This window comes from Marinobacter sp. DUT-3 (assembly GCF_050379435.1).
In the GTDB taxonomy this organism is placed as follows: Bacteria; Pseudomonadota; Gammaproteobacteria; order Pseudomonadales; family Oleiphilaceae; genus Marinobacter.
Window position 1 is genome coordinate 800,073 of sequence record NZ_JBNRMG010000001.1, and the last position, 11,763, is coordinate 811,835.

Genomic DNA, 11,763 nt, shown 5'->3' on the forward strand with positions numbered 1-11,763 from the left:
TAGGACTTTATCAAGGAGGCCACTTAATGACAACAGGTGTTATTATTATTTTATGACGTGAGGGTGAATTTATAATAACTCATGTTTTCCTAAATCAGACCACCTGCTAAGATGGGGCGAAACGATGGAAACGACATTTGACTATGGAACTGCCACCAGCCTATGACTCATTCAGATTCTCCCTCCTCCGCCACCAATGGTCGTCCCATTGCATCCAGCAAAGCCAAACCGACAAGCCGACGGGGACGACCAGTCGGAGACCGCGAAGCCAAGCGTGCTGAATTGTTGGCCGCTGCCATAGCTGTGACCGCACAGGAAGGCTACGCCGGAGCGTCGATGCGCAAGGTGGCGAAACGTGCCGGGTGTACGACAGGCGCAGTCACCTACTACTTCGCCAACAAGGAAGAGATGGACGCGGCTGTTGCACAAAGCCTGTTCGACAGATTCGATGGTTTGCTGGACGCTAACCGGGACCGGATCGACGTCAGGGGATTAATCCAGCAGTGGCTGGACTGGACTCAGGTTGATGAGACGGACCTTTGGCTTGCGCTCACCCAATTACTGGCCCACGCCCGGCACGAGCCCGCATTCGCAGACATCGTGCAACGGCGATACGCCAAATTCCGGCAAGCACTTACATCAGTATTGGAGAAGGGACAAAACCAGGGCGTTGTACGAAGCGATATAGCGCCCGACCTGCTCGCCGACCAACTCAGTGCCATGGGCGATGGATGGATGATGCTGATGCCGATCGAACCTGACAGATTCCATTCGGGTCGGGGCCAGGCTCTTATGGACGCCGCCATTACCCTTCTCTCGCCGCCCCGAGCCCCTGACGCTGCTACATAGCCGGTTTCACCTCGGCAGAATAAGGACTTGCACGGGGAATCGTCTTTAGTGCATCCTTTTGGATAACACCTGACATGTAGGTGAGAATTCAAATCCACTGTTATCCAATCATCTATGCCATCTCTTCTTATGAGCGACTCCGAACCAGACACTTCCTCACCAACCAGCCCTCGTCGAAGCGATGACGACCATGAATCAAAAACAACACGGCGGGGGCGCCCGGTAGGAGATCGTGAGGCAAAACGGGCGGAACTGCTGGCGGCGGCGATATCAGTGATCGCCCAGGAGGGGTATTCCGGAGCCTCCATGCGCAAAGTGGCCAAGCAAGCCGGATGCACAACAGGGGCGGTCACATACTACTTTGCAAACAAAGAAGAAATGGTGTCCGCGGTCGCACAAAGCCTGTTCGATCAGTTTGATACGATGCTGGATTCCGGCGAGGGATCAGTCGATGTCAGGGTCGTCATCCAACAGTGGCTGGATTGGACTAGCCTTAACGAAACAGACACCTGGCTCGCCGTGTTTCAACTTCTGGCCCATGCCCGGCATGAACCAGCGTTTGCCAATGTAATACAACAACGTTACTTTCGCTTTCGCCAGGGTTTGGCGGCAATCTTGGCAAAAGGGCAGGCGCAAGGTGTCATTCGGAGTGACATTCCAGCTGACTTGCTGGCAGACCAACTAAGTGCGATCAGCGATGGCTGGATGATGATGCATCCGATTGAACCGGAAAGGTTTGAGCAGAGCCGGGCAAAAGCGCTTCTGGATGCGCTGATCACCCTGATCTCGCCACCTCCCGGATCGGCCGTGTAACCCACCCCGGGTACGATCAGTTTTCCGCTGGCGACTCAAGCATCTCCTGTATCCGGTTGGTCGCTTCGTGGGTTCGATCCGCCAACGTCTTCACCTCGTCAGCCACCACCGAGAATCCCCTGCCCGCAGATCCAGCTCTTGCAGCCTCAATAGCCGCATTGAGGGCCAACAAATTGGTTTGGGCGGCGAGGCTGCTGATCAAATCAACCACTTCGGATATTTTGCCGTACGTATCCCGGCTGTTATCCATCAGTTTTCTGTGAGCGGCCTTCGCCGAATGCTCATCTTCGATATTTCTGACTGCACCAATGATACGAACCAGATTCCCCCGCTCATCCCGAATTGCCCGGCCGCGCTCACGGAACCAACAGTAGCCCTCGGTTTTATGTTGCATTCGGTACTCTTCAACATACTCGCCAGACCCGGAGGGCGAAAGGAGCTCACTCTCAAGCGCCGCCATGAGCCTGGGCAGATCGTCTGGGTGAGTAATCATGGCCTGGCTATCCAGGCCATCCGGCAATTCTTCCCGGCTGTATCCAAGCAGATTCCGGAAGGCATCTGTAATGATCAACCTGCTGTCCGGATCATCAATTCGTCCATTACTGACAATGAAGTCCCACACTCCTTCTGTGAGCGCCGACTGGATCAGTCCCCATACATGCTGCTCCGCCCTGAGCGCTCCGACTTCCCGCTCATGGGCATCCACCGCTAACCATGCCGTGTGTATTTGCTCTTCTAGTTCCTTGATACGCGCATCCCGGTCGGAAAGCTCGTCGGCATGCCGGCGCTCCAAAACGCTGATGCGGGCGGCCAGAGTATCCACTTCCGAACAGAGCATCGACTCTGAGCGACGCGCCTCTTCGACAAATAGACGAATGGACGAGCCTACCGCCGGATGCCGCCGTAATCCCGGGAAATGGCCGCTGTCTGCTTCTTCGCCATTCCTTTTGAGCTGTTCGATAAAGCCGACGATGTCGTTAGCCAGCTTTCTCGACGAATGCTTCATTAACATCGGCTCCCCCGCTGGAAATCGTTGCACGTTTCAGGGCATAGAAAGCGTAATACAGTACTACCACCAGGTAGGACCAGGTTGTTAACGCAAGGATCAGGAAAATGATCTGCTGCTCATCGCCCGGTATTTTGAAAAAGTCGTAAATAGTGGCAATAGCCTGCCCACACAACATAGCAATAACGACATGCACTGCATGACGGTACTCCCCTACCTGAATCAGCCTGTACCCGAAATAAACGAGGTAAATCGAGAATGAGCTCCACATGACCAGGTAGAAATAAGGCAATGGTTTGGCAAACACATCGATCGACAGAAGTGCAGCCGTTCCCACGAAAGCGCCAACAAAAAACAGGATATCGACGGTCTTGGAAGGCTTGTAGTTGTGCGTCACCGCCATCAGGCCGGCGGTGGCTATAATTGGAATGCCAGCAGCCCTTGAGAAAGCGTCCAGGAAGAACGAGATGTCATAGGCGAGTTGGGACTCGCTCATAAGATAGATAAACAGGTTTGTGGTCGATACTGTAACGACAAGATACTCTATACCGAGCAAGTAGTTGCTTCTCCTGAGGAACTTCATACCCCAGATCAATGTGGTCGCCCATAGCAAAATGGTAGCAACACACAAGATGGCAATTTTGATTTCCATAATGACTCCCGGTTGTTTGTAGGTAACGCGTGTCGGATCAGTTAGTGGCTGGAGAAAGGCCTGCCAGGTAGCTGGCAATGGCCTTGCGCTCATCCGATGAAAGGCTCCTAACCATACTGTTCATTACGCCGGTGGCATCCTTACGCTCACCGCTGGCAAACGCATCGAGTTGTTTCAGGAGATAGTCATACCCCTGGCCAGCCAGGAGCGGGAACTCGCCCTGACCGGTCAGGTTGGTTCCGTGGCAGCCAGCGCAACCACCCGACTCAACCAACCGTTTGCCCTGCTCCTGAAGCTGCGGATCCGCATCGAAGAACTGGTTTTCTTTGGCGACCTGCCTGGAAAAGAACTCCGCATAGAGCTGGATCTCCTCCTCACTCATGGTCATGGCGAGCGGGGCCATATTCGGGTTGTCCCGCTGACCGCTGGCAAAATTGCGAAGCTGGGTCGCGAGGTACGATTCTGGTTGTCCCGCCAGACTGGGATAGCCCTGGTGCAGCGAATTCCCGTTACGGCCATGGCAGCTTTCACAGGCATCCGTCAGGTGGGGCCATTCGCCTTTATTGGCCTCGTAGGCTTCCTGCGACTCCGTGAGATAGGTCTGGAGCCGGATGAGATCCACCAGTTCGGGCCCGAAGAACACGAGTGCCAGCGCTAGGACCGCCGGAATACCGATAAGGATTTTTTTCTTCATGTATGCCTCCTCAACCGCAGGGCATTCAGTGCCTCAAGGGCGCTTTGGTGACCGGAGCGGACCGCTCCATCCATATAACCGGCCCAGATATCGGCGGTCTCGGTACCGGACCAGATAAGATTGCCGCTGGGAGGGTTAAGAGCTTCGCCATGGGTGGTCCAGAATCCCGGCGGAATTGCGGAAATACAGGTGATGGTCCAGGGGTCCACCTGCCCCCAGTCCTGATCGTGGTACGCCACGGGGCGCAAGGCTTCGTCGCCCCATGCCTGGGCATAGATTTCCGCCAGGGCGTGTTTCGCCTGGTTGTGATCGGACGGCAAATTGGCGTTGGATACGAAGGCGTTGATAACCCCCACTTCGCCACTGGCCGGCGAGTTGTCATAGGCCCAGATGATGGGACCGTTGACCTGAAAGATATGGCCGTTAAGCCCCTGCTCGCGCCAGAACGGGCGGGAATAGACCATGGCGGTCTTTCGCGCAGGGGAATGGGCGGGCCACGCGCGTTGAAGCGCTGCTCTTTTCTCGGGGAGAGCTGGGCTGAACTCGATCTGCTGACACAACGGCGGACTCAGCGCCATGATCACCTGCCGGGCGCGAATGGTTCCCTGATCCGTGTGCAGGGTGACCACATCGCCATCCCAGTCGGAAATTCTCCGAACAGGACAGGACAGGCGCAGCTTATCCCCCAGCTCTTCTGCCATCTTGATGCTGAGGAGTTGGGCGCCCCCCACGAACCGGGTGCCCTGGGCGCTGTCCTTGATCGAGTCCAGCTTGAAGTAGTCACTCGTTGCAGAGTTAATCATGGAGAGAAAGTGCAGGAACCCCATCTTTGCAGGCATTGCGCCGCCGGTGAGGGCTATACTGCCGTCCCAGCTCACTCGATCCTCCACTTTGATGTCCTGCCTGGCCAGCCAATCACCCACTGAAAGCTTGTCCAGCTCTTCCGCCCTTGGGGATTTCCAGGGTGCTCCTGAAGGCACATCCCGCGAGAGCTTGCTCAGTTTCTCGGCTATCGCATGATCGGTACCAAAAGTCCCCTCCAGATCGATCGCCAGTTGCCCTTCACCACCCAGAATGACGGTCTTGCCTTCGTAATAGGACGGAAAGGTTTCAACCTCCAGTTCGCGAGCGAGATCCGCCACGGCCGTCTGGCTCGGGCCGATCCACTGCCCACCCACGTCCGATACTTCACCGTTGCCCACGTCGTAGTTGAGCGTTCGTCCGCCCACCCGGTCCCGGGCTTCCAGGACCACGAAGGATTCGCAGCCTGCGCGCTGAAGATCCCGCGCCGACGTCAGTCCTGACAGACCGCCACCAATGATGGCGACGTCCAATACGCCGTCGGAAGAATCAGGGGCAAGGGTTGCGCCCGCCCTGGCTAGCCCGGCGCTTAAACCGAACCCTCCCGCGGCAGCCGATGCGCCGGCAAACTTGAGCAATTGCCGGCGTTGCGCGTTGATCGAAATGTCAGAGGAAACTTTCTTAGCCATATTAGCGTGCCTCAGTGTCGTGCCTCGTTTGCAGAGTCAAACCAGAGATTAGCAAGCCCTCCAATTTAACGCAACACACGTTATTTTTATTTTAAAATAAGGAATCAGTATCCGACTTTGCCGATCCGCCGCGTTAAGCCCTTACCTCTGATCGCTTGCTCTTTGCTCAATAACGATTGTTATGTATATTAACATAACATCCGTAATTATAATTTGGATGGATAACGCGACAAGGGTGGATTATGAAATCAGATAACGATAAACAGCCGCATAGAGCCCGTCGGCGCTTTCTGGTCCGGGCCTTGGGTGGAGGCGCCCTCGCGGGCGGGCTTGCTCTGGCAGGAAGAGCAACGGCAACGACTGCCCGCTTGGGTGAGGACCTTTTGAGAACGGCCGAAACGGATGTAGTGGACGTGGCAATCATCGGAGCAGGCCTGGCCGGCCTGACATCGGCAAGGGATCTACAGCGAGCCGGCTGCGAATCCTTTGTGGTTCTGGAAGCCCGGGACCGGGTGGGCGGCCGTACCTACAACCATGAATTGGGAAACGGAATTGTTTCTGAAGCCGGTGGCCAGTGGATCGGTCCCGGACAGACAGCCATTGCGGACCTGGCTCGCCAGCTGGAAGTGGACACCTTCGACCAGTACTACCAGGGCAAAACCGTCTATCTGGCAGGTGATGGCCGATACGCAGAGGAGTCTAGCAACGGCGGTGCCAGCGTCAGCCACCACATCGCCAGTAAGCTGAACAACATGGCGCGCTCGGTACCGGGTGACGCGCCCTGGACCGCTCCAAATGCCACCAAGCTGGACAGCATGACGGTTGGAGAGTGGTTGCAACAACAAGGCGTGAGCAAAGAAGACAAGATCGGATTCAACATGTCCACCACCCTCACTTTCGGCTCTTCACCCGCCAGCCTCAGCCTCCTGCACTTTCTCTCGATCATCAACACTTCCGACTGCAGCATAGAGCAGCTCGAAGGGATCAAGGATGGCGCACAAGAGACGCGGTTTGTCGGGGGATCACAGGTTCTCTGCACCAGAATGGCGGAAGACCTGGGTGACAAACTCAAACTGTCCTGCCCGGTGCGGAAAATCATCGGCTGGGACCAGGATATTGTGGAGGTGCATACCGCTCAGGGCGTTATCCGGGCCCGTCAGGTCATCACTGCACTCAACCCGGCCCTTTGCAACCAGTTCACCTACAGTCCCGCCCTCCCCTCGGGCCGTGCACAACTACAGGCAAATTGGCCGGCCCATGCGCCGATGCGAAAAACCGTCCACGTCTATCCTCGCCCGTTCTGGCGAGACAAGGGCCTGAATGGTCAAATCGCTCAGCTCGACGGGCCGGTGATCTGGTCCTATGACAACTCTCCGCCCGATGGGTCCGTCGGTGTCATCAACGCCTTTATCAAACCGGGGCAACTAACCCATGACGCCAAACAGGCGGAAAGCGTGCTGACGGATATCTATGCCCGGGCCCTGGGCGAGGAGGCCCGGCACCCAACCCAGTTCCACGACCATGATTGGGGCAAGGTCGACTCCTGGAGCCTTACCTGCATCCATCCGATTCCACCAGGCTTCTGGACCCAATGGGGCAGGTTCTTGCGTCCATCGACCGGTCGGTTGATTTGGTCCGGCACGGAAACGGCCGACATCTGGCCAGGTGCCATGGACGGGGCGGTCCGCTCCGGTCACCGGGCTGCGTTCCAGGCTTTACAGGCACTCACACAAGTCGGGAGGAACACCTGATGAAGCGAGTCATCAAGATTGCCGCCACCCTGGCCGTAGCCGGCGGCGTGGCCCTGGGCGCGGTGGTGGGTCCGGAGCTGTGGGCGGGGTACCACTTTTTAAAGGTAGTCGACCAGCAAACCACCGAATACGAATCCAATGGCGGCGAATGGCCGCAACTACAGGATACCTGCGCCCTGTGCCATGGCCAGAACGGGCAATCCGGAAACGCTATGTACCCGTCCCTGGCGGGGCTATCGGCTTCGTACATCGAGAACCAGCTGAATGCCTATGCGAACGGTCGCCGACACAGTCCCCAGATGCAACCACTGGCCAGGAGCCTGACCGACAACCAGATCGAGATGCTGGCGGCGTACTTCGAGCGTCAGGCACCGGTCACTGTCGAGTCCCCCGGCGCCAATGCCTTCCTGGGGGAACGGGGACAGAACATCGTGGACAACAGCGGGTGCACAACCTGTCATGGTGATCAGCTCAATGGCTCTTCAAGCGGCCCGCGCTTGGCGGGCCAGGGTGAAATCTATCTGGTCGATCAGCTGACAGCGTTTAAGCGCGGCACCCGCAAGGATCCTACCCAGGTGATGAATGGCATGGCGGCCGCATTGTCGGAGGAAGACATTCTTGCCACGGCCCACTATCTGTCGAACCTGTCCCCAACAAGTCGCAATACCCAATAAACCACTGATGGAGAAAAATATGAATGCCAATCAAGAAAAAATGGAGCGCTTTACAGCCTGGGTCGCCATAGCCGGTGGGATCTTCGCCTACCTGAACGTTGTCCTGGCGGGAATCGTCACCCAAGGCGACTTCACGTTGACCCTGGATGGCGCGAGGATGCTGGGCTTACCGCCGGAAATGCGCGAACTCTTCCGCTTGTCCATGTTTGTCGACCTGCTGGGTTTCTATTTTCCGGTTTTGGTCATCGGCGGCTATCTTTGGCACCGCTTTCGGGATGAAGCGGGAGCCTTCGGTGATATGGCGGCGCTTGCCATTCTCCTTTATGTCGTCGTGGGCGTGAGCGGTGCTGCCATCCTGCAAACCGCACTGCACACCTTGGGAACTTTGCACGACGGTGCTGACGAAGCAGGCAAAGCGGTTGCGGAGTCGATTTGGGCAACCGTCGCCTACTTCAGTCAGAGGGGGCTGTGGTGGTGTGAAGGTCCGGTCGTGTTGTTCTGGGGAATTATCGTAGGCAGACAGCTGAAACAAGCTGGTTGGGGGGCGTCCGTCCTCGTTCCGCTGAAGATCGTCGGCTGGTGTTTCGGACTGTTCTTCGTGTTCGGCTTTTTCCCGGCTCTTGGCAATCTCACCAACGGAATGCTGATTATTGTCGTGTTGCTATTCCCGTTGTGGATGATCCTGTTCGGCCTGAAGTTGCTGCGTCGTCCGGAACTCAGGATGGGAGCTTCGGGGGCTAGCCTCTCAAGCCGCTAACCCCGTTCCCTCAGAACATTCAGGTGCCGGCGGAGGAGTCCTCAGCCTCCGCCCGGTAGATCAAGGCGTAAAGCACTGGCAGCACTACCATGGTCAGGACTGTGGCAAACAACAGCCCGCCAATGATGGTGATCGCCATAGAGACGAAGAAGGCATCGAACACCAACGGAATCATGCCCAACGCCGTGGTGAGTGCAGCCATGGCCACCGGCCGCAGGCGACTGACTCCGGAATCCACAATGGCCGCATTCAATGGCTTACCTTCGCCGCTTTCCAGGTTAATCTCTTCAACAAGCACAATGGCATTCTTGATCAGCATACCCATCAGGCTGAGGAACCCCAGCAGGGCCATGAAACCGAAGGGCTGCCCTGTGATCAAGAGACCCGCCGTAACCCCAACCACCGCCAGGGGTACACACAGCCAGATGACGAGCGTCTGGCGCAATGAGTTAAACATCAGGATGGTGATCAGAATCATTGCGAAGATGAACACAGGGATCGTTGCCGCAAGGCCCGCTTCAGCTTTGCGGGAATCTTCGTACTCACCGCCCCATTCCAGCGTGTAGCCAGGAGGAAGAGACAGGGCCTCAACCTGGGGGCGCAGTCTGGCAAAGAGCTCGCTTGCACTACCCTCGCTGGGATCAGCGAACACGGTGATGGTGCGCTTGCGATCGCGGCGGTGAATCATTTCATCCTCGAAGACAGTTTCGAACGATCGCACGACCTGACGCAATGGAATCATCTTCTGCGCGGCCGGGCTCCAGATCTGGAGGTTTGACAGGCTGTCGATATCGTTACGTGCGACCTGGTCGGCGCGGACGATGATGGGAAGAAGCAAGTCCCCTTCCCGGTAAACACCGGCATTCACGCCCTGAAAACCTTCCTGCATCGCCTCCGCCACCATCGCTCGGGTGATGCCGTTCAGGTTAGCCTGTTCCTGGGCAAGGTTGGCTCGTACTAGTTTTACCCGTTGTCGCCAATCGGTGCGAACGCCCTTGGTGTCAGCATCTCTCCGATAGATCTCTTCCACTTCACCGGCCAGCCTCCGCAATTCGTTCGCGTCGGGGCCACTCAGCCGTGCCTGGACCTTGCCAATGGTTCCCGTGCCCAGCTCGAATGGATTGGCGTAGACGAGCGCATCCGGAAATCGGTCGGCAAGCTCGGTTTCGATTTCCGGTATCAGCTCGTCAATAATCCGGTAATCGTCCACATTGACCAGGAACTGCGCGTAGGCGCTGTTTGGCTGCTGCGGCTGGTAGGTCAGCAGGAATCGTGGCGCCCCCTCCCCAACCGTCGTGGTCACATGTGTGACGCCCTCCGTTTCCAGCAGCATCTGTTCGACCTGCTTCGCATCAACGCTCGTCGCATCGATGTGCGCCCCCTGAGGCAGCCAGTAATCCACCATGAACTGGGGACGCGTCGAACTCGGGAAAAAACTCTGCTCAACAAAGGAGAATCCCCACACCGCGACGGCAAACACGCCGACCACCGTTGCCGAACTCAAATAACGGTGGCGGATACAGGTACGCAGGAAATCCCTGTAGCGCCGGTAAAATCCGCCGCCATAGGGGTCAGAATTCGACTGGTTGTCTTTGGGGGGCTTCAGGAACATAACGCACAGCAGGGGCGTCACCGTAACCGCGGTTAGCCAACTCAACAGAAGCGACACCATCACCACCTGGAACAGCGAACGGCAATATTCCCCGGTAGCGTCGTTCGAGGTGCCGATTGCAGCAAACGCCAGTATCGCGATCAGAGTGGCCGCCAACAGCGGCCAGGCAGACTGCCTGACCACCTCCGAGGCCGCCTGCTCGGCGGTTTTCCCCTTCTGCATACGAATGAGCACGCCATCGACCACCACAATGGCGTTATCCACCAGCATGCCGAGCGCAATAATCAGGGCACCGAGGGAGATACGTTCCAACGCCACCCCCATCGGATCGAGAAACAGAAAGGATCCGGCAATCGTCAATACCAGCACAAAGCCGATCAACAGGCCGCTGCGCAAGCCCATGAAGAGCAGCAACACTACAATCACAATGGCAACCGCCTGCAACAGGCTGGTGACAAACCCGGAGATCGCCTCGGTCACCGCTTCCGATTGCAGGGAAACAACACCCAGCTCCATGCCCACCGGGCGCTGGCCTTCCAGCTCCGCCAGTCGGGCCTGCACGGCTTCACCCATCGTCACGACGTTGCCACCCGAGACGGTGGAAATACCCAGGCCAATACCGGGTCGACCGTCAAATCGTATCTTGGCATCCTGGGGCTCAACGTAGCCGCGTCGAACGTTGGCAATATCACGCAGATACAGTTGCCGGCCCTCGCCGCCGTGGATCAGCAATGACTCGAAATCCGATACCGAGTCGAGACCGCCGGATGGGGTCAGGGTGACGAATTCCGACCCGACACGCGCGCGGCCGGCATCTGCCGCTATCCCCTTCTGGCGCAGCTCCTCGATGATTGCGGTCGGTGAAATGCCCAACTGAGACATGCGGTCCCGGTTGAACTCGACGAAGATGGCCTCCTGCCGTTCACCGAAGGTGGTAATCTTGCCAACGTCCTGCACCAGCAGGAGTTCTCGCTGCAGTGAATCCACGTACTCCTTGAGTTCGGCATAACTGTAGCCATCACCGGTAACGACCATGAACACGCTGTAGACATCGCCATAGTCATCTAGAACGATGGATGGGCCGGCGCCCGGTGGCAAGTCCCGCTGGACATCGTTTATTTTCTGCCGCAGCTTGTTCCAGACTTGGGGTAAGGTTTCCTTATCGTAGCTCTCCTTGATGGTCACCGTCAGCGTCGACAGCCCCCGCTCGGACTTTGACTTGACGCGCTCCAGTTCCCCGAGTTGCTGCACGACTTTTTCCAGCCGTTCACTGACTTCCTGTTCCACTTCCGTTGCTGACGCACCGCTGTATGGTGTTATGACCAGGGCGTCCTTGATCGTGAATTCCGGGTCTTCAAGGCGGCTCATCCCGCTGTAGGTCAACAGGCCCGCACCGAGCATCACGACCGTGAGCACCAGGGTAACAACCCGCTTGCGGATGGCGATGGAGGCAATATCCATGATC

Annotated in this window: 10 protein-coding genes; 5 read left to right on the forward strand and 5 right to left on the reverse strand. The window is 57.2% G+C overall.

From position 1 onward, the window contains the following. Positions 1–162 precede the first annotated feature (162 nt). A complete protein-coding gene (locus ACQUWM_RS03625; RefSeq protein ID WP_406984626.1) occupies positions 163–849 on the forward strand; it encodes a TetR/AcrR family transcriptional regulator in 687 nt (228 codons plus the stop codon). 255 nt (positions 850–1,104) lie between these two features. Beyond that, positions 1,105–1,662, forward strand: coding sequence for a TetR/AcrR family transcriptional regulator (locus tag ACQUWM_RS03630; protein WP_428921425.1), 558 nt, complete (start codon positions 1,105–1,107; stop codon positions 1,660–1,662). Positions 1,663–1,678: 16 nt separating this feature from the next. Here the strand turns inward: ACQUWM_RS03630 and ACQUWM_RS03635 are convergent, their stop codons facing one another. From ACQUWM_RS03635 to ACQUWM_RS03650, 4 genes are read right to left on the reverse strand one after another with little or no spacing between them, the layout of a single operon-like run. Then, on the reverse strand, positions 1,679–2,668 hold the full coding sequence (locus ACQUWM_RS03635) for a methyl-accepting chemotaxis protein (RefSeq protein WP_428921201.1): 990 nt from the start codon (positions 2,666–2,668) through the stop codon (positions 1,679–1,681). After that, positions 2,640–3,320: a hypothetical protein gene (locus ACQUWM_RS03640; RefSeq protein WP_406984624.1), complete on the reverse strand. Its 681-nt coding sequence runs from the start codon at positions 3,318–3,320 to the stop codon at positions 2,640–2,642. Before ACQUWM_RS03640 ends, ACQUWM_RS03635 begins: the two co-directional genes overlap by 29 nt. A gap of 37 nt (positions 3,321–3,357) precedes the next feature. Continuing rightward, positions 3,358–4,014, reverse strand: a complete 657-nt coding sequence (locus ACQUWM_RS03645) for a c-type cytochrome (RefSeq protein WP_406984623.1) — start codon at positions 4,012–4,014, stop codon at positions 3,358–3,360. Then, complete coding sequence (locus ACQUWM_RS03650; RefSeq protein WP_406984622.1) at positions 4,011–5,504, reverse strand: flavin monoamine oxidase family protein; 1,494 nt, start codon at positions 5,502–5,504, stop codon at positions 4,011–4,013. Before ACQUWM_RS03650 ends, ACQUWM_RS03645 begins: the two co-directional genes overlap by 4 nt. A gap of 242 nt (positions 5,505–5,746) precedes the next feature. Between ACQUWM_RS03650 and ACQUWM_RS03655 the strand changes: the two genes are divergently transcribed. The 3 genes from ACQUWM_RS03655 to ACQUWM_RS03665 are packed head-to-tail and all read left to right on the forward strand — an operon-like array spanning position 5,747 to position 8,686. Then, the gene (locus ACQUWM_RS03655; RefSeq protein WP_406984621.1) at positions 5,747–7,255 is read left to right on the forward strand and encodes a flavin monoamine oxidase family protein; all 1,509 of its coding nucleotides are present in this window, start codon (positions 5,747–5,749) and stop codon (positions 7,253–7,255) included. Continuing rightward, positions 7,255–7,929: a c-type cytochrome gene (locus tag ACQUWM_RS03660; RefSeq protein ID WP_406984620.1), complete on the forward strand. Its 675-nt coding sequence runs from the start codon at positions 7,255–7,257 to the stop codon at positions 7,927–7,929. Before ACQUWM_RS03655 ends, ACQUWM_RS03660 begins: the two co-directional genes overlap by 1 nt. Positions 7,930–7,948: 19 nt before the next feature. Next, complete coding sequence (locus tag ACQUWM_RS03665) at positions 7,949–8,686, forward strand: hypothetical protein (protein ID WP_428921202.1); 738 nt, start codon at positions 7,949–7,951, stop codon at positions 8,684–8,686. A gap of 19 nt (positions 8,687–8,705) precedes the next feature. On the opposite strand, the gene ACQUWM_RS03670 is transcribed toward ACQUWM_RS03665, so the two are convergent. Next, complete coding sequence (locus tag ACQUWM_RS03670) at positions 8,706–11,759, reverse strand: efflux RND transporter permease subunit (RefSeq protein ID WP_428921203.1); 3,054 nt, start codon at positions 11,757–11,759, stop codon at positions 8,706–8,708. Between the last annotated feature and the right edge of the window lie 4 nt (positions 11,760–11,763).

What these genes read in the sequence shown, in the direction of transcription:
- ACQUWM_RS03625 (WP_406984626.1), top strand. Translation starts at nt 163, where the DNA reads ATGACTCATTCAGATTCTCCCTCCTCCGCCACCAATGGTCGTCCCATT.
- ACQUWM_RS03635 (WP_428921201.1), bottom strand. Translation starts at nt 2,668, where the DNA reads ATGAAGCATTCGTCGAGAAAGCTGGCTAACGACATCGTCGGCTTTATC.
- ACQUWM_RS03640 (WP_406984624.1), bottom strand. Translation starts at nt 3,320, where the DNA reads ATGGAAATCAAAATTGCCATCTTGTGTGTTGCTACCATTTTGCTATGG.
- ACQUWM_RS03645 (WP_406984623.1), bottom strand. Translation starts at nt 4,014, where the DNA reads ATGAAGAAAAAAATCCTTATCGGTATTCCGGCGGTCCTAGCGCTGGCA.
- ACQUWM_RS03650 (WP_406984622.1), bottom strand. Translation starts at nt 5,504, where the DNA reads ATGGCTAAGAAAGTTTCCTCTGACATTTCGATCAACGCGCAACGCCGG.
- ACQUWM_RS03655 (WP_406984621.1), top strand. Translation starts at nt 5,747, where the DNA reads ATGAAATCAGATAACGATAAACAGCCGCATAGAGCCCGTCGGCGCTTT.
- ACQUWM_RS03660 (WP_406984620.1), top strand. Translation starts at nt 7,255, where the DNA reads ATGAAGCGAGTCATCAAGATTGCCGCCACCCTGGCCGTAGCCGGCGGC.
- ACQUWM_RS03665 (WP_428921202.1), top strand. Translation starts at nt 7,949, where the DNA reads ATGAATGCCAATCAAGAAAAAATGGAGCGCTTTACAGCCTGGGTCGCC.
- ACQUWM_RS03670 (WP_428921203.1), bottom strand. Translation starts at nt 11,759, where the DNA reads ATGGATATTGCCTCCATCGCCATCCGCAAGCGGGTTGTTACCCTGGTG.